At 69.1% G+C, this 18643-nt stretch carries 27 protein-coding genes; 14 read left to right on the top strand and 13 right to left on the bottom strand.

Annotation, left to right across the window (positions count from 1 at the left end):
• Positions 1–211 (top strand): hypothetical protein (locus tag ACZ4Z1_RS41360; protein ID WP_468491876.1); only part of this gene is annotated, 211 nt, incomplete at its 5' end.
• Between the two features lie 494 nt (positions 212–705).
• On the opposite strand, the gene ACZ4Z1_RS41355 is transcribed toward ACZ4Z1_RS41360, so the two are convergent.
• The 6 genes from ACZ4Z1_RS41355 to ACZ4Z1_RS41330 form a co-directional block, all read right to left on the bottom strand.
• Complete coding sequence (locus ACZ4Z1_RS41355) at positions 706–936, bottom strand: hypothetical protein (protein ID WP_468491875.1); 231 nt, start codon at positions 934–936, stop codon at positions 706–708.
• Positions 937–959: 23 nt separating this feature from the next.
• Entirely contained in the window at positions 960–1433 is a 474-nt protein-coding gene (locus ACZ4Z1_RS41350) for a transcriptional regulator (RefSeq protein WP_468491874.1), read from the bottom strand.
• 147 nt (positions 1434–1580) lie between these two features.
• Complete coding sequence (locus tag ACZ4Z1_RS41345; protein WP_468491873.1) at positions 1581–2132, bottom strand: hypothetical protein; 552 nt, start codon at positions 2130–2132, stop codon at positions 1581–1583.
• A 51-nt stretch (positions 2133–2183) separates the two neighbouring features.
• A complete protein-coding gene (locus tag ACZ4Z1_RS41340; protein WP_468491872.1) occupies positions 2184–2372 on the bottom strand; it encodes a hypothetical protein in 189 nt (62 codons plus the stop codon).
• On the bottom strand, positions 2372–2827 hold the full coding sequence (locus ACZ4Z1_RS41335) for a hypothetical protein (protein WP_468491871.1): 456 nt from the start codon (positions 2825–2827) through the stop codon (positions 2372–2374). The genes ACZ4Z1_RS41340 and ACZ4Z1_RS41335 overlap by 1 nt, the downstream gene beginning before the upstream one ends.
• Positions 2824–3156 (bottom strand): hypothetical protein, encoded by a 333-nt coding sequence (locus ACZ4Z1_RS41330; protein WP_468491870.1) that lies wholly within the window; start codon positions 3154–3156, stop codon positions 2824–2826. Before ACZ4Z1_RS41330 ends, ACZ4Z1_RS41335 begins: the two co-directional genes overlap by 4 nt.
• Positions 3157–3369: 213 nt before the next feature.
• Here ACZ4Z1_RS41330 and ACZ4Z1_RS41325 point away from each other — a divergent pair, with 213 nt between their 5' ends.
• Complete coding sequence (locus tag ACZ4Z1_RS41325; RefSeq protein ID WP_468491869.1) at positions 3370–3570, top strand: hypothetical protein; 201 nt, start codon at positions 3370–3372, stop codon at positions 3568–3570.
• A gap of 65 nt (positions 3571–3635) precedes the next feature.
• On the opposite strand, the gene ACZ4Z1_RS41320 is transcribed toward ACZ4Z1_RS41325, so the two are convergent.
• The 6 genes from ACZ4Z1_RS41320 to ACZ4Z1_RS41295 all read right to left on the bottom strand — a co-directional run bounded on the left by ACZ4Z1_RS41320 (position 3636) and on the right by ACZ4Z1_RS41295 (position 10766).
• On the bottom strand, positions 3636–4001 hold the full coding sequence (locus ACZ4Z1_RS41320) for a hypothetical protein (protein WP_468491868.1): 366 nt from the start codon (positions 3999–4001) through the stop codon (positions 3636–3638).
• Positions 3998–4777: a ParA family protein gene (locus ACZ4Z1_RS41315; RefSeq protein ID WP_468491867.1), complete on the bottom strand. Its 780-nt coding sequence runs from the start codon at positions 4775–4777 to the stop codon at positions 3998–4000. Before ACZ4Z1_RS41315 ends, ACZ4Z1_RS41320 begins: the two co-directional genes overlap by 4 nt.
• A gap of 418 nt (positions 4778–5195) precedes the next feature.
• Positions 5196–5771 (bottom strand): hypothetical protein, encoded by a 576-nt coding sequence (locus ACZ4Z1_RS41310; RefSeq protein WP_468491866.1) that lies wholly within the window; start codon positions 5769–5771, stop codon positions 5196–5198.
• A 3-nt stretch (positions 5772–5774) separates the two neighbouring features.
• The gene (locus ACZ4Z1_RS41305) at positions 5775–9386 is read right to left on the bottom strand and encodes a hypothetical protein (RefSeq protein WP_468491865.1); all 3612 of its coding nucleotides are present in this window, start codon (positions 9384–9386) and stop codon (positions 5775–5777) included.
• A gap of 367 nt (positions 9387–9753) precedes the next feature.
• The gene (locus ACZ4Z1_RS41300) at positions 9754–9972 is read right to left on the bottom strand and encodes a hypothetical protein (protein WP_468491864.1); all 219 of its coding nucleotides are present in this window, start codon (positions 9970–9972) and stop codon (positions 9754–9756) included.
• Complete coding sequence (locus ACZ4Z1_RS41295) at positions 9972–10766, bottom strand: GntR family transcriptional regulator (protein WP_468491863.1); 795 nt, start codon at positions 10764–10766, stop codon at positions 9972–9974. Before ACZ4Z1_RS41295 ends, ACZ4Z1_RS41300 begins: the two co-directional genes overlap by 1 nt.
• 155 nt (positions 10767–10921) lie before the next feature.
• On the opposite strand from ACZ4Z1_RS41295, the gene ACZ4Z1_RS41290 reads away from it, so the two are divergent.
• The 12 genes from ACZ4Z1_RS41290 to ACZ4Z1_RS41235 all read left to right on the top strand — a co-directional run bounded on the left by ACZ4Z1_RS41290 (position 10922) and on the right by ACZ4Z1_RS41235 (position 18175).
• Complete coding sequence (locus ACZ4Z1_RS41290) at positions 10922–11125, top strand: hypothetical protein (RefSeq protein WP_468491862.1); 204 nt, start codon at positions 10922–10924, stop codon at positions 11123–11125.
• 185 nt (positions 11126–11310) lie between these two features.
• A complete protein-coding gene (locus ACZ4Z1_RS41285) occupies positions 11311–11853 on the top strand; it encodes a sigma-70 family RNA polymerase sigma factor (RefSeq protein WP_468491861.1) in 543 nt (180 codons plus the stop codon).
• On the top strand, positions 11853–11981 hold the full coding sequence (locus ACZ4Z1_RS41280; RefSeq protein ID WP_468491860.1) for a hypothetical protein: 129 nt from the start codon (positions 11853–11855) through the stop codon (positions 11979–11981). Before ACZ4Z1_RS41285 ends, ACZ4Z1_RS41280 begins: the two co-directional genes overlap by 1 nt.
• Before the next feature lie 8 nt (positions 11982–11989).
• Positions 11990–12448, top strand: coding sequence for a hypothetical protein (locus tag ACZ4Z1_RS41275; protein WP_468491859.1), 459 nt, complete (start codon positions 11990–11992; stop codon positions 12446–12448).
• Positions 12445–12639, top strand: a complete 195-nt coding sequence (locus tag ACZ4Z1_RS41270) for a hypothetical protein (protein WP_468491858.1) — start codon at positions 12445–12447, stop codon at positions 12637–12639. Before ACZ4Z1_RS41275 ends, ACZ4Z1_RS41270 begins: the two co-directional genes overlap by 4 nt.
• Before the next feature lies 1 nt (position 12640).
• A complete protein-coding gene (locus ACZ4Z1_RS41265; RefSeq protein ID WP_468491857.1) occupies positions 12641–12955 on the top strand; it encodes a hypothetical protein in 315 nt (104 codons plus the stop codon).
• A 2-nt stretch (positions 12956–12957) separates the two neighbouring features.
• The gene (locus ACZ4Z1_RS41260) at positions 12958–13182 is read left to right on the top strand and encodes a hypothetical protein (RefSeq protein WP_468491856.1); all 225 of its coding nucleotides are present in this window, start codon (positions 12958–12960) and stop codon (positions 13180–13182) included.
• Between the two features lie 2 nt (positions 13183–13184).
• A complete protein-coding gene (locus ACZ4Z1_RS41255) occupies positions 13185–13388 on the top strand; it encodes a hypothetical protein (protein WP_468491855.1) in 204 nt (67 codons plus the stop codon).
• Positions 13389–13454: 66 nt separating this feature from the next.
• The gene (locus ACZ4Z1_RS41250; RefSeq protein ID WP_468491854.1) at positions 13455–13814 is read left to right on the top strand and encodes an RRQRL motif-containing zinc-binding protein; all 360 of its coding nucleotides are present in this window, start codon (positions 13455–13457) and stop codon (positions 13812–13814) included.
• Between the two features lie 42 nt (positions 13815–13856).
• The gene (locus tag ACZ4Z1_RS41245) at positions 13857–14141 is read left to right on the top strand and encodes a hypothetical protein (RefSeq protein WP_468491853.1); all 285 of its coding nucleotides are present in this window, start codon (positions 13857–13859) and stop codon (positions 14139–14141) included.
• A gap of 24 nt (positions 14142–14165) precedes the next feature.
• Positions 14166–15410, top strand: coding sequence for a hypothetical protein (locus tag ACZ4Z1_RS41240; RefSeq protein WP_468491852.1), 1245 nt, complete (start codon positions 14166–14168; stop codon positions 15408–15410).
• Between the two features lie 287 nt (positions 15411–15697).
• Positions 15698–18175 (top strand): hypothetical protein, encoded by a 2478-nt coding sequence (locus ACZ4Z1_RS41235; protein ID WP_468491851.1) that lies wholly within the window; start codon positions 15698–15700, stop codon positions 18173–18175.
• A gap of 281 nt (positions 18176–18456) precedes the next feature.
• Here the strand turns inward: ACZ4Z1_RS41235 and ACZ4Z1_RS41230 are convergent.
• A partial coding sequence (locus ACZ4Z1_RS41230; protein WP_468491850.1) for a hypothetical protein occupies positions 18457–18643 on the bottom strand: 187 nt, incomplete at its 5' end.

Genomic DNA, 18643 nt, shown 5'->3' with positions numbered 1-18643 from the left:
GCCCAGCCGGGCTTCCAATGGCGCGGAGCGCCATTGGTGGGCCGGAATTCTGCGTAGCAGAATTGGGCCAGGATTCGCGCAGCGAATTGTATTCCCGCTTGGAGCGCAGCGGAAAGCGGGAATTTCGCCCGAATGGGCGAATGCGGAAAGAGCGAAGCGATTGACGATCGCTTCAAAACAAAGCCGAGTGTCGAAATTCGAGGGAAATTGAATTCTATTGTCATACAATTTCGGAGGAATTGTTAATTTCCTGTGAGGGAAATTCGGTGTGAATTCTGGGTGTTTATGCGGCTGCCGCCGCCTGCTCGAATCGCTACGGCGAGTGACGGGTGGGGGGTGCCGGTGCTGTGGCGGAAGATCGCTGGGTGAGGCGCTTCGCGTCCTCTGGGCGATCCTACCGGACCTGTCAAATCGAGGGGTTTCCCCAGGAGGGAGTCAAAATCCGGGGGGCACGGGGGGCACGGGGGGCACGGGCACGTTTGTGCAGGTCGGGAGCGCGAGCCCGTGCCCCCCGAAAAAGCCGTGCCCCCCGAGTTCGGGGGGCACGGGCGACAGCTTGGGGGGCACGGGTCGGGTTGGGGCCCCTGGGGGGCATCGGCGCCGACTTGGGGGCACCCGCGTCGGTTACATTCGGTGGTCAGGGTGAGAAATGGCAATGCCCCCTTCCGGTGTTGGGAGGGGGCATTGATGGATGCTTTGTCGTGCTCAGATGGCTTCGGGTTCGAGGCTCCAGAACAGGGTGATTGGGGTCAAGGGTTCCGGCCGTGGCTGCCCGTGCTCGTCGGCCGCGCGGAGCATGGCTCGGAGCGTGAGTCCAAGAACGTGCTGGTAGATGCTGCTTCGGGTGTGGTGGCTGGCGTTGAGGTCGATCACGTCGGCGTTCGTGCTGCTGCCCAGTCCGGGTATCTCGAGGGTGATCACGTAGTGGTATTGCACGGTGGTGTCCTCTTGGAGGTGGATCAGACGAGGGCGATGAGAAGGGCCGCGATCAGCATCCACATTTCATGCCAAACCTGGTCAAGTGCGTAGGCGCCGGTGCCGAGGTGAGCGGCCGGGACGCCCTTGACGGTCACCGGGTAGCGATCGTGGGTGCCGGTCCCCAGGGAGTAGAACTCGGCCTGGCCGAGGCGGCGGGCCAGCCGCGCGAGTGTGGATCGGCGGTCCGCCCACCAGTGGGATGTGGCGTCCACGGTGAGACCGGCCGCGGTGCCGGCCACAGTGAGACGCACGTCCAGGAGGACGGTGAGGGGGACCAGGACCAGGACCTTGGTCAGGGTCAGACTCAGCACGTGTCGGGTGCAGGCAGCCCGGCCGGGCCAACCGGGCCCGCCCTTGGCGGCGCTCTGCGTGCTGGTCTGTGCCCAGTGGTCCCCGATCCGATGCCCGATGTACAGCGCGACGAACACGACGACGAAGACGGTTGCGGAGGTCATGATGGGTGTCTCCCTGCTCGTGAGTGGGGCGGTGGGGATCCGGGGCGGGCCGCTGTGCTGGCGAGCCGTCGGCCCGTCCCGGGGTCAGTGGGTGGTGGTGCAGCTCGGGTAGCGGGCGCGGTGCGGGCAGGATGTGGCTGGCCCGGGTCATCGGATGCCGCGAAGTGCGGCGCTGAGAGGTCGGCGGATGCGCCCGGTGCGGGCCAGCCGCCGTATCTGTCGGGTGTCGATGAGGCCGGTGAGTGCCAGGACGGGCGTACCGGCGACGATGGCGGGCCAGAGCTGGTCAACGAGCCGGGTGGCGTCGTGCCGGGCGGCGTCCAGGTGGTCTGGGATGAGGTTCAGGGGTGCGGTGCGGGCGCGGTCGCCGGCGGCGCAGCGGTGAACGAGGTGGGCCAGTTCTGGCGACCAGCGCTGCTCGTGCTCGCGGAGCCATTTGGCCTTGGCGATGGCGCCGGCTGCCAGCTCTACGGCCTGCTCGTACGGGTCGATGGGCTGGCCTTCGCGGATGGGGCCGACCAGGGCTTCGCCGTGTACGCCGTGCTCCGGGTGGTCGAAGACGGATGCCCGGTACCCGCCCATGGTCGGCTGGACTTCGGCGACCAGGGCGTGTCCCAGCTCGTGAGCGGCGACGGCCCGGCGGTACTGGGCATCGGTCAGGCCGTACTGGGTGAGTGATACCTCGTAGTGCCTGGCCACGGTGTCCCCCGGTGGTCGGTGCGGGGCCGCCGGGCGGAGGCCCCTGGAAGGTCAGCCTTTGCGGGTGCGGTCTTCGGCGCGGTGTGCGGCCCGCAGGACGAACTGTCGTACGTAGGCGTAGGTCAGGGTGCCGATGGCGGTCAGAACACTGATGTCCACGGGGAGCGGGTGACGGCCCCCGCCGACGGCGTACAGGGCGCCGGCGGCGAGGAGGGCCGACAGGAGGGGCAGGGCCCGCATCAGGCGGTCTCGCGATTCTGCGGACCGCCCTGGACAGCCCAGGTCTCCCAGACGGACGGTCGTCCCTGTCCCTTCAGTACGGCGTCGCGCCGCGACTGCGCGGTGCTCTTGGGCACTTCCATGGTGGTGGCCAGGCTGTTGAGGGTGCCGCCCAGCTCCTGGTGCCGGCGGATGGCTGCGTCGCGTACGCCCTGGAGGCGGGGAAGGAGGCGGTTGTCCAGGTCGCGGATGGCGGTGGCGAAGGTGGCCGGGGTGACAGCGGGGGCGCCTTCACTGGCCCGGTGGCTGGCGCCGGTGCGGAGCATCGCCAGGGCCCACAGGGCGGAGTCGAACCAGTCGGTGAGGGTCTGGGCTTCGTGGCCGAGAGCGGCGTGTTCCTCGGCGGTCAGGCTGATGATGATGTCGAGTCCGTTGCGGGTGGCCTCACTGCCAGTGCGGTATTCGAGGTTGGTCATGAAGAGGTCTCCTCGGTGGTGTCGTCGTAGGCGTCGGTGTCGAGGTCTATGGGGCCGCAGCGGAGTTTGTAGCGGCTGCGCAGAACAGCAGCGGCCAGGGGGCGGGGCACGGTGTCCAGGCCGAAGTGGTCGGCGGCGGTGCTGAGCACGTCGTCCACGAGGACCAGGCGGCGGTCGCTCAGGTGCAGTGCGAGGGGGAGCGCGGCGGAGGATTTGGTCAGGTCTCGCCGTGCGGCGGTAATGACGATGTCGGCCGCGGCGATGAGCTGTGAGGTCAGGTGGGTGTCGGCGGCGGTCTGGCGTCGCTGTGCGCGTCGGCGAAAGAGCATGCAGCCCCCCAGTCCTTGGGTACGAAGGTTCGTACCCAGGTCCAAGGTACGAGGGTTCGTACCTTGGGTCAATCTCTTTCGTGAGCCCGTGGGGCCGTGGGGCCGTGGCGTCACAAATCCTTGAGAAACCCCATGGTTGCGGGCCCAACGCGGGTGCGTCTGGAGTGTGGCCGGTCTACGCTCGTGGGCTCGCGACTGTCACGGGGGTGACTGATGAGAGACGAGAAACAGGCGTTAGCGGTGACGCTCGCGCTGCTGCTCCTGGTCGGCGGCGTGCTCCTGGGGGATGCGCTGATCGGCCCGTGGATTACGTTCGCGGTCTGCGTGGGCGTCATCGTCGGCGGCTATGTGGCACCGCAGGTGTCCCGCGAGGTGGCGGTACGCCGCTTCGCCCGGAGCCTGCGGCGCCGCTGACAACGAAGGAGGCCGGTGTGGCGGGGAACGACTCCCCGCCACCCAGCCTCTCGTACGTACGCCTTCTACCGGAGGCGCTTCAGCAGGGCTTTCCGCGTCGGCTCATGCTCGCGGGCCAGTCGCAGAAGCTCCCGTATCACCTCGGCTTTGTCCAGCCGGGTCCGCTGAGCATCATCCCGCAGCGTCAGCACGAACAGATCCACTTCGGTCGCCTCGTCCGGGGAAAAACGCACCGTTGTCGGCACGGCCGTAGCCGCCTCGGGTGCCGGGCGCCGGCCGCCCCGGGAGCGGCCCGGCTTTACTGCCCGTGGCGGGGGCGGCTCCTCTTGGGGGTCCTCGTCGGATTCCCGACGCATGGTCTTGTACTTGTCCCAGTCACCGGTGACCCCGCTCATGTCCACAGCGGGGGTGGTCTTGCGCGCGGCGCTCATGCGGCCAGCACCACCTTCGCCAGGTCGCGGTACCACTGCGCGGCTTCACATTTCGCATCCCATTCGAGCACGGGGACTTTGGCCCGCCAGGCCTTGCGGATGTCGGTGCGCTTCTTGATCTCCGCGATCACGGGCGGCTCACCCAGCCCCCGGAAAGCCTCCAGCATGCTGGAGACCACTTCCCCGTCGCGCAGGTCGTAGCGGGAGGGCACCAGGCCCAGGATGTCGATCCGGGCATCCATGGCGTCGGAGAGGATGGCGACCTGCCGCAGCAGCAGCCGTAGCGCGCGGATGCTGGAGTCTTCGGCTTCCACCGGGACGACCAGCCCCGACCGTCGGCCCTTACGCACCCGGGCGGCCATCAGAGCGCACTCCATGCCGATGCCCAGGGACGGTGGGCTGTCGATGACGGCTGCGTCGTAGTCGTCCTCGAACTGCTCCAACAGTCGGGCCAGCCGCATTTCGCGCGCGTTGACCTGGTACAGCCCCTTGTCGAGCAGAAACATGTCGAGGTTCGTCGGCAGCACGTCGAGACGTTCGCGGTAGGGCACGACCAGGCTGTGAGGGTCGCCGGTCCATTCACCCAGGACCCACCCCTTCATGGTGTGGGTGTCGGGCGACTCCGGGATGCCGCACGCCTCGGTCATGTGGCCCTGGGGGTCCCAGTCCACGATGAGGGTGCGCCGGCCGTACTCGGCCAGCGCGGCTCCCAAGTTGATGGTGTTGGCGGTCTTGCCCACACCACCCTTTTGGTTCGCCATGGTGAAGATGTCCATGGCGGCAGCCTACGGTGTTGGTGACGTCATGGCTGCACGGGGCCGCGGGCTCACGGCAGGAGGCTGATCAGCACAAAAGAGCCCGCACTCCAGGTGCGGGCTCTTGATGGCATGTGCGCGTCGTGACGCGCGCGGCCCGGTCGCGCGAGACGACCGGGCCCATGCTGAGGTACGCGGATGTCGGTGGATGGTGCAGTCTTTCCAGGCGCTTTCTGCGGATCGTCCTGCGGCCGCAGGACTCTGTCCATCACCCACATGAGGGACGGCCCGGCCCCCAGTCCCCCAGTCCCCCAGCTCCCCCAGGGGGCGCGTCCACCAGGGAAAACGGCCCCCCAGTCCCCCAGGTCAGCGGGTGTCGGCGATCCAGGCACCGTCCGGCCCGCGGGGACCTTCCAGGGGAAGGGCTCCGGCCGGTGGGTCAGTAGGTCACGGAGTAGACGGTGGAGCGGTCCATGTCGAGTAGACCGGGGGGGATGCCGTACGCCTCGGCCACGAGCGGGATGGCGGTGTGATAGTCCGGTCCGCCTTCTCCCTCTATCGCGTCTAGGAAGGTCTTCACGTCGCGGCCGTGCAGGGTGCCGGACATGACGCCTTCCCAGACGGTGTCGGAGATGTACCACTCCCCGTCAGCGCTGACGTGCAGGAAAGGGGGGTAGGTGCGTTCGGGCTCCGGAGCGGCCGGTGCCTGCGGCTCCTCTCCCCCGGGGGCCGGGCCTTCTCCGGCCTCCGCCTGCGGCGGTGCCTCGGGAGCCGGGGCCTGCGGCGGTGCCTCGGCCGGGGCCTGCGGCGGTGCCTCGGGGGGCGGGGCGGGGGCCTCCTTCTTCTTGCCCCGCCCGAAGAGGCGTCCGAGGAGGCCGCCCCTCTTGCCCTCTTTCGGGGTAGGGGCGGGGGCGGGCTCCTCCCGGGGCGCCGGAGCCTGGCGGGGCTCCTCCCGGGGCGCCTCCCGGGGCGCCTCCCGGTCCTTCTTGCGGCCGAACGGCCACCACTTGGCCATGGCTTACTCCCCTCGTTCCTGGAGGTAGCGGTTCAGCGCGGACGTCGCGCCGTGCAGGTTGTCCGGGTCGTGCAGGATCGCCTCGAGGAGGTGGGGCAGGGGGGCGGTGCCCTCAGTGGTCCAGCCGCCGCCCTGGGAACCGATGACCATGGAAGCGGGCCGCCCCTTGACGGGGTCGGGCTCGGTGCTGGCGTACGTGGCGGCATCGACGTACACGCTCAGCGGCATGCGCCGGTCTTCGGTGGCGAACTTCACCAGATTCCGGTACAGGTTGGCGGTTCCGTGGCTGATGATCATGTGAGCCCAGTCCGGCCGGTAGTAGATGTCCGCGGCGTAGTCAGCGCCGGTGGCGTGGTCGGTGAGGGGGCCGGCGGCGCGGGAGAGGTAGCCGCGGAAGCTCTGGTAGATCCGCCCGTTGACCTGCTTCGCCCACCGGGCACCGGGGCGCCCCGCGTCCGCACTGGCCAGGATGCGGGCCCGGCCGGTGCTCATCAGCTTGTACATGCCGGACAGGGCGGCCTTGCTGGTCTCCCAGTGCCACGACTCCAGCACGCGAGGCACCCAGGACGGGTACAGCTCCCGCAGCAGTTCCACGCTGGGGGTCGTCAGCCAGTACCCGCCTTCCTCGACCTCCCGGAAGAACAGGGTGGGCAGGCCCGTGGGTCCGGTGCCGGGGACGTCAGCGAGGCGCCAGTACCCGGCCATCGACTGGGCGTAGACGGTGCCCTCCGGGCCGTGGGTCGGCTCCCCGATGCCCAATTTGGTCGGCCCGTACGCGGCCAGCCACGCGGCGGACTTGTCGTAGCGGTGCAGCCACCCGGCCGCCCGCTCCTCCTCGGTGATCTCCTCCGGCGGGCGGTGCCACTGCTGCGGCACCATCAGCGGGCACAGCCGGACACCCAGCGCGGCCGGAGGGACAGCCCGCTCCCGTACAGCCCGACACAGCACGTCGGTGCGCTCCCGCCCGCCCGCTAGGTCCTCCCCGGTGCGGTTGGGGGAGGCGTAGTACGGCGTGACCTTCGGCCGCTCCCGGGTGCCGTGCATGGTGGACAGCAGGTAGACCATCAGCGCGTCCAGCAGCTCCTCCGGTGTGGAGGCACCGCCCCACCCGCCGCGGCCGGGCTGCTTCGCCTTGTCGAACCGGTCCTCGTACTCGGGGAAGGCCACCGTCAGCCGTTCCGGCTTTTCGGTGTCCCCGGCCAGTACGAGCGTCATCCAGGCCGACAGGCCGCCATGGGTGACTTCGGCGACAGGCAGCCCGCCGCCAGGCGTGGCCCACGGATGCGGAACGGCGGTGGAAGCACCGGGGGCCCGCACCGGGGCGTCCGGCGCGAGCCCGGTGGCGGCCCGCTGCTGCTCGATCCCGAGCTGGCGGCGCTCGTCGTAGTCGGGCAGGCCCATCACGGCCCGGGCGGAGGCGTGCACCCACAGCGTCTTGAGCCGGTACGCCTTCATCAGGTTCGCGGCGTCGTGCACACCTCGAGGCACCGCCCCCAGTTCCACCGGTTCGTGGTTGGGCAGGTAGAGCTGCACCGCTTCATCCCGCCCCCCCAGGACACCGAACCGGGTCGCCGACAGGGTCCGGCCGGAGGCGCGGGAGACCAGGGAGGCGAACTCGGCATCGGTGACGGCGGCCCGGGCGGGCGGGTACAGGACGACCGGCGGCTCAGCCGGTATCGGCGGAATGACAGCCTTGGTGACGTCATGACGCCGTGACGTACCGGACTCGCGTTCCTGGTCCTGACCAGGGGCAGCACGGTTGCGAAACGGCTCCATCGCCCGCTGTTCAGCCGCCACCGTCGCCGAACCGTCGGCAGGCTCGGGCACCTGGTCCGGGGTCACCTGCGGGGGCGCCTCCCGGTCGGTGAATGCCTCTTGCGCGGCCCTGGTGTCGAAGACGTACACCCGGCCGGGCACCGCCGCCCGCAGCTCCTTCGTGGGGTGCTTGGACGCCAGCTTGGCCGCCTCCGTTTTGACCAGGACCCCGCGCTTGACCAGCTCCTTGAGGCCCGGTACGGGCGTATCGATCCCGGCCGCTTTCGTGACCTCCGTCAGCGTGGACACGTACACGTGCACACGTCCCTGGTGGTAGTAGCCCAGGACCCGCCGCGGCTTGAACTCCAGCGCCCGCCAGCTGTCGGGCGCCAGGACACTAGAGTCCACCCAGGAGGCAGGCTCCTGCGCAATGGCGCCGGCCACCTTCTCCCACAGCACCTGTCCGGCCGTCAGGTGGGTCTCGGCGACGTCACCCAGGATGCGCGGCAGTTCCGCGGCGGCGTCCTCCTCGGCCTTCGCACCCAGCTCCGGCAAACCCAGGATCTCCGCGAGCATGTACGCGCCGATGCACCAGGCCGCCAGGATCCGGGCCAGCGTCAGCGGGATACCGCCCGCCTGCCGGGCCTCCTCGGTGAGCAGCCGCTCCACGACCTCAGCGTGCAGGGTGCGCCACTGGGTAACCCGGTCCGCACTGAACATGCCCGCCTCCCGGGCCCACACCAGCGGCCAGCCGTGGAAGCGGCAGGCCAGGTCCCGCGCTTCGGCGGTGGTGGCGGCATCAGCGAAGAACGGGCCCTCGAGCTGAAGGAGGCGGGAGGCCAGGGACTCGACCTGGCCCTGGCGCAACAGGGACTCGTTCGAGGACGTCACGAAGACGCTGTGCCAGATGCCGGCGCCCTGCTTGCGGGCCCCGCCCTGACCGAGGCGCCCCCGCTTACCGCCCGCCACGATCCGGCTGAACAGCTTCTCCAGCTCCGGCAGGGACAAGGCTGAGGACGACGTCTCCTCCCGGCACATCGGCAGGTAGCGGGCCTCGATCAAGACCTCAGGCAGGTACAGACCGGTGTTGTTCATCGAGCCGAACAGCTCGTACGCCTCGCTGGGGTCACCCATCAGCGCACACATGATCACCTGCGTGCTGGACTTGCCGATCTGGCCCGTGCCGGTGAGGTTCAAGATGTGGGCCGGAACGCCGTGCAGGCTGGAGACTAGCGGGCCCGCGAACATCGCGGACAACACCAGCGTCGTCCGCGGCGCCAGGGTCGCCTTGCCGAACACGGTCCGCCACCCCTCGTGGGCGGCGCCCTGGTCGGGGTCGCTGGTGCGCAGGTAGCCCAGCTCCTGGGCATCGACGTCCGGCAGGACCAGGCCGCCATCCTTGTCCTTGACGGGGATGGCGGGGACCTCCCCGGCCGCGCGAACCTCCTCGGACATGATCCGGGCGTACGCCTGCCGCTCGTCGGAGGACACCGGCCGGTCGCGGCCGGCCTTGTCGGCCCACGTGCCGTCGAGAACTTCCTCCGCGCTGACGATGCGCGGGCCCTCGTCGGTCCGGATCTGGTAGGCGATCTTCGTGTGCCGCCGGTCGGACATGCGGTAGGTGATCCGCCCGAGGATCACGGGCACCGTGCCGACGGGCAGTGCGGGGGCGGTCTCCTTCGCCCGGTGCAGGATCATCCGGTCGGAGGCACGGAAGTACCACCCGGCCTTGACGCCCGCGATCAGGCGGGCACCGGCCGGAACACCGTCACGGTCCAGATTCGAGACCGTCGCGGACTTGGATTTGGGCTTGGCTTGCTGGGGGACTTCGGGGGATTCAGCGGTTCTGCTGGGGGGCACAGTTGCCTTTCTGCGGCCCACAGCGCGGGTGTACGGGGAGACCGGAATCACGAGGTCATCTCGCGATCTGCTCCGGACAGCCCGTACACTCGGCCATGGACCTTTGGTCGTCCGCCGTCGGCCCCAACTCCGGACTTCGACCTCTTCCAGGCTTCGACCCCTGGAAGAGACCCGGTGAGGGGCCTTCGGCTTTTTTTGGATCAGTTGTGGTTCTGGTTGCGCAGGAGCCTACGCCTGTAGGTGCCTGCTCTCCCAACGCGATCTCTGTCCGCCAGGTTCCGTGCTGACCTGCTGCAATCCCTTGGGAGCACTGGACAGGCTTCTCCCGCGGGAGAAAGTGACCTCATGACTTCGTGACGTCATGGCGTCACTCGCGGTTGTCCCGGAGGATGTCCAGGATCTGAGCCAGCAGCTCCCCGTGTTCGGCGAGCGTGGCCTGTGCCTGCTCCTGGGTTCTCTCCAGCCGGTCAAGCGACGCGGTGTGGTTGGCCAGGGCGATGGTGTGCTCGGTCTGCTTGTCGATCACCCGCTGGAGTTTTTCGTTCAGGATGCGGGCCATCTCCTGGCCGATCGGGTCCTCAGGCATCAGCGGTCCCTCGCAGTGGTGTCGATAAGGGGCAGGTCGTCATAGGAGTACTGGAGTCGGTCCGCCGGTCCTACGGCCCGTAGGACTTCGAGAGGGCGGCCATTGGAGTCCTTGGTTATGCGTTCGAGAGTGATCACGTTCACGCGTCCGCCGATGCGGAGCTGGTTCGCTTCGGTCAGTGTCGGCGGGCGGGCGCTGACCGTTTCGCTGGCTGTCGCTGGCTGGTGGCCGGCGGCCGAGAGTGCGCCGTAGATGCCCCCAGTGACCTTCTCTGGGGTGTCGATCCCTGCTTCCTCGGCGAGTGCTTGGGGGTACCAGGCGTGTTGGACCTGAACGACTTCATCGGGCCTGATGATCGCGTGGCGAAGTCGGTACACCAGGTTGTCACCGGGCTGGAGGTTCAGGAGCTGTGCCAGTGAGTCATCAGCGGGGACATGGTCCACCTTGATGAGCTGCATGTGTCCGTCGAGACCTTGTTCGGCGGTCGCGGTCTCCCAGGGGCCCCGAGTCCCCCCGGGTGCGAGCACGCTGCGGTAGCGGCTGAGTGGGATGCGTACCGAGGTGCGGTTCCGGACGATGGTGCCGGCTTTCTTGGACGTGACGACGAGTCCTTCGTCGGACAACACGCCGATGGCGTCCCTGATGGTCTGCTTCGACAAGCCGTACTCGTCGATCAGATCGACGATGCGGGGCAGGGTCTCGCCTACAGGGAACTCGCCCGCGTTGATGCGTTGCCGCAGGTCATCAGCCAGCTCGCGGTATCCAGTCATGCCTGTCTTCACCTCCTCATCCATCCTCTCTTCCTCCTGGTGGGAAGCATAAGGCTATCCCTGAAAAGATTTTAAGGCTAGCCATTGACATGAGTGACGCACCCCTGCACTCTGTAATGGCTAGCCATTAGGTACGGCGACGCAACCGCCGTACCGAAGCCTGACGGGAGATCGATCTCATGGCGAAGAAGCGCGACTACAGCCACTTGACCGACCAGGAGCTGCACGCCTCGGCGGTGGATGACGTCCGGTGCCAGCAGCGGGCGTCGGAGTGGGGCCTGCGCGGCCAGTACGACCAGTTCAAGGAGTCGGCGGACGACAAGATCCGGGAGCTGGACCGCCGGACGGACGACAAGCTGCGGGCCGACGGCTGGCCGGTCTGACCTGAAGGTTGCCTGATCCGCCCGCACCTGCGCTTCGCGGGCGGTGACGGGGAGCTTTCAGTACCACCGGCTCCGAAGGACGGTCCCGACCAGCGACGCAACCGCTGGTCGGGACCTGAGACCACATCCATCTGTCGAGAGCAGAGAGGAGCGGTCCTGTGAGGGATCGTAGCGACACGCGGAGTGTGTCTCCGCAGGTAGGGCGGCTTTCGGCCGCGTCGGCGGAACGGCTGGATCAGCTGTTCCGCCGGTACTCCGGCAAGGTTCTGGCCTACGCCGCGACTCGTGCGACGCGTCCGGCGGACGCGCACGACATCGCTGGCGAGACCTGGATGCTGGCCTGCCGGTACGTCGGGGGGATGCGCGCCGACGACGACCACGCCATGGCGTGGTTGCGGCCGGTCGTGCGGACCGCCGCCAGGAACTACTACCGCCCGAAGCGTGCGTCGGAGCGGCCGGCGGATTGGTCGGACGCCGTGACGTCCCTGGACCTGCCCGCCAGCCCGTCGGCCGATGAAGAGGCCGTGTGGCGCGTGGACGTCGCCAAGGGACTGCCGGTCCGTGAGGCCGCGTCGTTGCTGCTGCTGCCCGACGGGCACCAGAAGCGCGACATTGGCGCCCGCTGCTTCGGCTACTCCCCGGCCGCCATGACCAAGGTGGTCCGCCGGGGCGTCCGGTCCCTCCAGGAGACCGGTGTCCTGCCGGTGCGGGCGGGGGTGGCGGTCTGATGGCGAACACCGACATCGAGCCCGCCGCCGCCGACGCGATCCGGCGGGCGCAGGACGCGGCCCGGGCTGCGGAGGAGGCCCGGAAGGCCGCCGACGCGCTCCGTGCCCGGTCAGGGGGTGCCCAGTGATCCGCATCATGCGGTCCAGCACCCTGGCGGCCCTCGAGGGGGAGCTGGCGGGAGCCAAGGAAGAGGCGGCCGCCGCCCGGGAGCGCGTGACGTTCCTGGAGACGGAGGCTGACGAGACCGCCCGCCGTGTGGATGAGCTGGAAGCCGCGGCCGGTAGTGCCTCGATCACGATCGGCGGTCTGCGCCGGACGCAGGCGGAGGCGGAGAGGGAGCTGGCGGCGGCCCGTACGGCGCTGGCTGTTGAGCGGGCGTCCCGCTACGTCTTCGTGCTGCTGGACCGGGGGCGTCCGGTGAGTGTGCACCACGAGCGGGACCAGGCGCAGGCGGCGGCGGAGGCGGCGGGTGCGGCCCCCGGCGAGTGGGTCTCGCGGTCCGGGTGGCCGTCGCAGGAGGGCTGGTCGGGCTGGGTGGTCTGGCCGCTGCGGCTGCCGGCCGCCCCGGAGCCGGTGAAGGAGGGCTGGTTGTGAGCTTCCGACGTGAGACGACCGACGACGACAACCGCCGTACGGACGCGCTGACCGACGCGCTGGAGGCGTCCAACACGGACCGCCCGCTCAGCGACTTCGACAACGTCGTTCTGGAGGGTCTGACCTGCGGCCCGGTCTGCTCGGGCTCCCCGTACCCCCCGCCCGGCCACACCTACCCGAAGCGGGGCTGACATGGCGAGCGAGATCAAGCGGCTGGACCGGGTCCTCGAGGCGGCCCGGCGGGACCTGGAGGCGGTGCAGCGTCGGGAGATGTCCGGCCTGTCCGGCTCTGAGCGTCGCACGGTCGTCGCGGCCGTGAGCGCCGCCGGTGCGCGGGCGGCCTGTGGTGCGGGCTACGGCGCGGCGGGTCGGCGTATCGAGCAGGCGTGGGCGGTCGCAGAGCAGCGGCTCTCTGCCGAGATTGTCGCGGCGGAGCGGGCTAGGGCGGCGGTCCTGGCTGAGGAGGCCTCCGCCAGGGTCGCGAAGCGGTCGTCGGGGTGGTGGTGACCGTGTTCGACGCGGGAGATGAAGTCGAGATCGTCGCGTGCGAGGACGATCCCCGCGCGGTCGGCTGCACGGGCCGGATCGTGGACGAGGTACCGCCGACCCACCGTACGGACGGCCGCTGGACCGTTCACGGCGTCGGCATCCTGATCGGCCCCGTGCTGTGCCGCTCCTCCGAGCTGCGGCTCGTGAAGAAGGCGAGCCCGAAGCGGTCGTCGGGGTGGTGGTGACCATGACCGTCCGGGACGTTGTGGCGCACCTGGTGGTCCGGTACCTGCTGCTGGTCGATCTGGCCTACGGCTGGGCTCGGCTGCCGGGGTGCCGGCCGCTGCGGGACGTGTGCCGCGAGTACCAGGACCGGATCGCCGACTGGGCCGGGTGGGACTGGACGGACGTGGTCTGGCCCGGCGAGATCGACACCCGTGACCTGCACTGATTCCCCCGAAGTGGCGTCACGGCCCCATGAGTCCGTGACGCCACCAGCCCCCGAAGGGAGGCCGCAGTGAAGTTCTACGACCCGCAGGGCGAGCGCTACGGCCTCCCCACCTACCCGCTCAACCTGGCCCCGGACGGACTGGCGACGCGTCGCCAGCTCCGTGCGGCCGGCCTTCGCCCCGGGGGCCAGGACCCGGTCGCACAGATCCTGTGGCGCCACCGCCGCGGTATCGGGGTGGCCTACCTCTACCGCCGGGACCTGGCCCTGCCGGTCCGCCCGATGACCCCGGGCCGGTGGCGGGCGCACGCAGCGATGATGCGCGCCCGCCGTACCTGCCCGGAGTGCCGGACGGTCCGCCCCTACGTGATCAGTACCCGCCTCGGTGCCTGCACGCCGTGCGCGGACGCCTACCAGACCGCTGCATGACCCCATGACGCCACGACGTCGTGGCGTCCCCAAGGAGCCCTCATGTTCTTCCGTAAGCGCCCCGCGCAGACCTCCGGGGAGCGCGTGACCCGCCGTCGGCACAACCGCTTGATGGCCGTTGCCCTTGACCTCGTGCGTGAGGCGGACATCTTCCTGAAGCCCGCCGTGACCGAGGCGCAGATCGTCGCCCTTGCGTTCGGCCGCTACCAGCTCCGCGTCGAGGAGGCCGAGGCGACCGACTACCTGACGGCCGCCCTGGTCGAACGCGGCCTCCCTCTCCCCGCCGCCCCCGCCCCCGACGACGCCCCCGCCGCCCCCGCGGTCTGAGCCCCCGGAAAGGACCCGATCCTCGTGAAGCGCACGACCGAGACCCGCACGGAGTGGGTGGAGCACACCATCGACGGGGTCACGCACAAGATCCCCCGGACGGTCACCAAGCCCGTACCGCCCCTGCCCCGGGACTGGGACGCGATCGCCGTACGCGGCGCTGTCGTCCTGGTTCTGGGCCTGACCCTCGTAGCCGTGGTGTGGAGCACGATCTCCATCGGCTCCCTGCTGCACGGCGGCGCCGGGTACGCCGCAGCCTCCCTATTCGACGTCTCGTGGGCCGTGGTGATCCTGCTGGAGTTCCTGGCGAGGTTCGACCCGGGCAAGCGCACGTTTGCTCGGCGTCTGGGCTGGGGGCTGCTGGCCGTGACCATGGTCGCCATCGCGTGGGAAGGGCTCCTGGCTGGGTCGGTGGCCATGGCGGTGGTCGGCGCCGCCGTCTCCCTCGTGGCCAAGTTGCTGTGGCTCGCGGTCATGCGGCACATCGACCGGGACCTGTCCGAAGACGACCAGCAGTGGGTCGCGGCGGAGGTGTCCAAGGCCAACGCCAAAATTGCGATCAGCGGCGTCCGGCGCCTGTCGGCGAACGCGGAGCACCGCTCTGTACTCCAGCTCCTGGCGGCGGAGCGCACCCGCGGCCAGTACGCGGACCTGATCCCCGAGCCCGCCCAGCAGCACCGCCAGGACGACGTCGTCCAGGCCGACGTCGTCAGCCCGTCCGCCGACCGCACCACGCAGACGCTCCGCACGGCGGCGGACGCCATCGTGCGCGACCCCGCGTCCTACGCGGCTGGCGACACCCGGCAGGAGACGGCCCGGGCGATCGACGCCGCGCGGGCCGACGGCTGGACGCTGCGGGAGGTCTACGACGTCGCCACCGCGTTCCGCCGCGAAGACGGTCATGACGTCATGGACTCACGGCGCCGTGACGCCACAAGCGTCCGTCCGGACGCCTCCGGATGTCCGACGGATGCCGTATCCGGCCAGGTCAGCGGGGCGGACACGCGGCACGTCACCCGCCCGGACGTCCGCCCGGAGCCGGAGCCCGTCCACACCGGACGCCCCGAGAAGAAGGCTGGCCTGTCCATCGCGGAGGGCGTCCGGACGCTGGTGTCCAGCGGTGTCACGGACGCCGACCACATCGCCCGCGCCCTCGCCGCGCGGGTGGACCGCCACCCCGGCGACCCGAAGTACCAGGAGACCGTTCGCCGCTACCTGCGGGAGGCGAAGCAGGAGCCCAACGACGGGCTGGACGCCGGCTACCTGTGACGACCAGCCGGACCGGACCGGACGCCCCTGTCCGGTCCGGCTGTCATCGTCTGCTTCGGTCCGCCGCGGTCGTCACGCAGCGAAACCGGATCATCGGACTGTTTTTCCACCGGGCCCATGAATCCCAGGAAAAGCAGGAGCCGACTGTCATACCCGGGCGTCACTATCAGTCATACGCCCGTCAGAACGAGGAGATCCGCACCGCCCGGCAGGGGTCCTGCCACAGACCAAGCACCTGCCGGGCGGGCGGGTCCCCTCCCACGGAGCAGAAGGGGACGGTGCAGAGCATGACCTATCCACCCGCAGCACATGCTGCGGCCACCGGTATGCGTCACGACCTGGCCGATAGTCCGAGCCTGAAACTGGATCTCTTCCACACGTTGCCCAGCGGCGGCGGCGTGGTCGTCCTCGTCGTAGTGATCTGGGTGCTCTGGCTCCTGGTCAGGGGCCGCAGCGGCGCCGCCGGCGGCCTGGACCGCCGCACCATCCGCGCGCTCCGCGGCGGCGGCGGCGGATTCCTGCGGGCCCTGGGAGGCCTCTTCAAGGCGATCGGCAAGACCATCGCCTGGTGCGCGCGGTTCCTCGGCGGCCGGGAACTGTCCGGCAAGGCGAAGTCCACCGCCACGTTCTGGCACGCCGGAGCGGCCCTGCCGGACACCCGGCCCCCCGCCACCCAGCTCGGGTCCATCGCCCTGGCGCCCCCCAAGGTGAGCCTCGTCAAGAAGCCCGTACCGCACCAGTGGGCCCGCACGCTCGCCCGCCGGATCGAAGCGTTCGAAGGGCGCGGCGCCAAGACGCTGGACTGGTGCGTCCGTACGGCCATCCGTGCGGCCTCCTGGACCGCCAAGGCCCGGCGCGGCGCGAAGGCGGCGTACGACGCCGCGGCGCCCGTCGTCGCCACCATCGCGCACACCGCCGGCAAGTGGAGCCGTTGGCCGTACGCCGCCCGCGCCCTGGCCCGCGTCGCCCTGCTCGCCACCGCCGCGGGCCTGGTCGTCCCGGCCTGGCGCGGCTGGACTCTCCTCGCCCTCGTTCTGGCGCTCGTGGCGACGGTCGCCGCTGCGGTGAAGTGGCAGCCCAAGCCGCCCGGCGACGACGCCGTATACGGCCCCCGCATCTGGGCTGTCCTGCGCCAGGACCTGGATCTGCCGGAGGAGGAGCCGCGGGAGGCCTGGTTGCAGCTCCCGCCGTCCCTGGCGGCGCCGGATGCCCGGATCGTCATCCGCCTGCCCTGGACCTGGCGCGGCTCCGAGACCGACCGGCACAACCTGTCCGCCCTGATCAACAGCCGCTTGCCGGGGGAGTGGGCGGCCCGGATCACCCTCACCGGCGAGACCTTCACCGCGGTCTACACCCACAAGCCGCCGCCCAAGCCGCCGGCCCCCGTGCCCGAGCCGCCGGAGGCCGTAGACATCTGGGACCCCAAGGTGCAGGAAGTCTTGGCCAGCCTCGGCCCGGACGAGTTCTACCTCGGCCAGGACGAGAACAACGAGCCGATCATCCAGAAAATGAGCGACGAACAGGCCCACTGGGTGCTCTCGGTCGGGTCCGGCGGTGGAAAGTCGGGCATGCTGCAATGGCTCGCTATCCAGATGGTGATGAAGCGCGGCACCATCATTCCGGTTGACCCCAAGATGATTAGCCTGACGCCCCTCATTACCGGAATTGAAGGCGTCCACCCCTACATCAACCCTGAGGCTCCGCAGGACATGCGTGCGGCCATCATGTGGCTGGCCGAAGTAGTGAAGGCTCGGAACTACGAGAAGAAGCAAAAGGTCCGCACCGTATTCGAGCCCGTTTACATGATCCTGGAGGAGGGAAACCAACTCGCCGACATTCTCAAAGAACAGCACATGGCGACGAAAAAGTCTGATGAGTCGGCGAGCGATCCGATTTGGCGGGAAGGGGTAGCAGCAATTGCCCGCCTCGGTCGCGAAGTGAACGTGCACATCATCGCGGTATTCCAGGATTTCCGGGATGACCAGTTCGGAAAGGTGTCCCTGGCGCCCCTCTTCCCGCTGAAGATTATGGGCAGCTACAGCCAAAAACAGTGGAACCGCATCGTCGGCAGCAACGCGACGATGCCGACCCCGCAGAAAAAGGCGGGCCGAATGGTCCTGGTCCTGGACACCGGCGAGACCGTACGAATTCAGGTTCCCTATGTTCCGTACGACCCGGAACTCACCAAAGACGAGAACCAGCGGAAGGCATACAGGCTTCTGGCGGCCTACTACAAGGAGCTGCGCGCCACCCACGGCTACAGCACCACGGCCCTCTACACCGCCCCGCCCGCACCCTCCCCGGAGCAGCCGCCGGCCCTCCTGCGGGCCGCGTCACGTGACGACGCCGCCGACGGCCCGAACGAGGGTTCAGAGGGGGGCCTGAGTGACGAAACCGCAGGTCACGGTGTCACGGCTGAGGGGAGTGTGACACCCGGTGTGACAGGTCAGCGTGACAGGCTCCGGCTCATCCCCGGCCAGGGCGGTGTCGCGGACTCCCAGGACCCTCTGGAGGCCCCTGTGCTCCTCTCAATCGCCGAGATCGCCCGGGAGATGCAGGCCCGCGGATACAACATCGAGGCGAGCCTGATCCGCCAGCACAAGTCCCGCCGAGACAAGGGTGTGAACAACGGATTCCCGCGCGGAATCGGGGAAGGCCGAGACGAGAAGTTCACCATGACCCAACTCATCACCTTCTACGAGCAGCGCGGCATCGAAAAGCGCGAGACCAGCGAGGAGGACGCCGGACAAGGCGACGCTATCTGACCTGCGGAAATACAAAGTCGCCCCCTCTCCGGAGGGGGCATTTCCATGTCTGAAGCCGCCGGGGTGGTGGGACAGAATCCCAGACTCTATCCAGGGCATCACTTTGATGCATCACGCAGGATAGGGGCGGGGCGGGAATCGGGGGGGTGCCGGTAAACTGCCAACTGTACATAGGGATTCTGGGTTGATGCACGCCTGATCAGCCAGAAAATGCACCAAGCTGGAGAGGTCAGAAAAGCAAGTTAATGCAAGATCAAGGGAGAAAATAGATGTCGACAAAGTCAGGAAAAAGGAAAGGATTTCACCCGATGCGCGAAGCGCGAGGGAATTGAATTCAATTCTTTTGGCGCGCAGATAAAGCGGACAGAAACCACTCGGAAAGGCGCGAAGCGTCTTTCTTGGAATGCCGCTCGCGGCATTCCGGATTCACTTAGAATTGCACCGCAATTCTTTATGCCCGGCTGGGCC

The organism is Streptomyces sp. NPDC030165 (assembly GCF_055573595.1).
The sequence above is the reverse complement of the archived record's forward strand: the minus strand, read 5'-3'. Positions and strand labels throughout refer to the sequence as shown.

Excerpts from the sequence above, each read along its gene's own strand:
- ACZ4Z1_RS41235 (WP_468491851.1), top strand. The coding sequence starts at position 15,698 with ATGACCTATCCACCCGCAGCACATGCTGCGGCCACCGGTATGCGTCAC.
- ACZ4Z1_RS41330 (WP_468491870.1), bottom strand. The coding sequence starts at position 3,156 with ATGCTCTTTCGCCGACGCGCACAGCGACGCCAGACCGCCGCCGACACC.
- ACZ4Z1_RS41295 (WP_468491863.1), bottom strand. The coding sequence starts at position 10,766 with ATGGATGAGGAGGTGAAGACAGGCATGACTGGATACCGCGAGCTGGCT.
- ACZ4Z1_RS41325 (WP_468491869.1), top strand. The coding sequence starts at position 3,370 with ATGAGAGACGAGAAACAGGCGTTAGCGGTGACGCTCGCGCTGCTGCTC.
- ACZ4Z1_RS41350 (WP_468491874.1), bottom strand. The coding sequence starts at position 1,433 with ATGACCTCCGCAACCGTCTTCGTCGTCGTGTTCGTCGCGCTGTACATC.
- ACZ4Z1_RS41245 (WP_468491853.1), top strand. The coding sequence starts at position 13,857 with ATGTTCTTCCGTAAGCGCCCCGCGCAGACCTCCGGGGAGCGCGTGACC.
- ACZ4Z1_RS41310 (WP_468491866.1), bottom strand. The coding sequence starts at position 5,771 with ATGGCCAAGTGGTGGCCGTTCGGCCGCAAGAAGGACCGGGAGGCGCCC.
- ACZ4Z1_RS41340 (WP_468491872.1), bottom strand. The coding sequence starts at position 2,372 with ATGCGGGCCCTGCCCCTCCTGTCGGCCCTCCTCGCCGCCGGCGCCCTG.
- ACZ4Z1_RS41290 (WP_468491862.1), top strand. The coding sequence starts at position 10,922 with ATGGCGAAGAAGCGCGACTACAGCCACTTGACCGACCAGGAGCTGCAC.
- ACZ4Z1_RS41255 (WP_468491855.1), top strand. The coding sequence starts at position 13,185 with ATGACCGTCCGGGACGTTGTGGCGCACCTGGTGGTCCGGTACCTGCTG.
- ACZ4Z1_RS41275 (WP_468491859.1), top strand. The coding sequence starts at position 11,990 with ATGCGGTCCAGCACCCTGGCGGCCCTCGAGGGGGAGCTGGCGGGAGCC.
- ACZ4Z1_RS41280 (WP_468491860.1), top strand. The coding sequence starts at position 11,853 with ATGGCGAACACCGACATCGAGCCCGCCGCCGCCGACGCGATCCGGCGG.
- ACZ4Z1_RS41315 (WP_468491867.1), bottom strand. The coding sequence starts at position 4,777 with ATGGACATCTTCACCATGGCGAACCAAAAGGGTGGTGTGGGCAAGACC.
- ACZ4Z1_RS41265 (WP_468491857.1), top strand. The coding sequence starts at position 12,641 with ATGGCGAGCGAGATCAAGCGGCTGGACCGGGTCCTCGAGGCGGCCCGG.
- ACZ4Z1_RS41320 (WP_468491868.1), bottom strand. The coding sequence starts at position 4,001 with ATGAGCGCCGCGCGCAAGACCACCCCCGCTGTGGACATGAGCGGGGTC.
- ACZ4Z1_RS41335 (WP_468491871.1), bottom strand. The coding sequence starts at position 2,827 with ATGACCAACCTCGAATACCGCACTGGCAGTGAGGCCACCCGCAACGGA.
- ACZ4Z1_RS41300 (WP_468491864.1), bottom strand. The coding sequence starts at position 9,972 with ATGCCTGAGGACCCGATCGGCCAGGAGATGGCCCGCATCCTGAACGAA.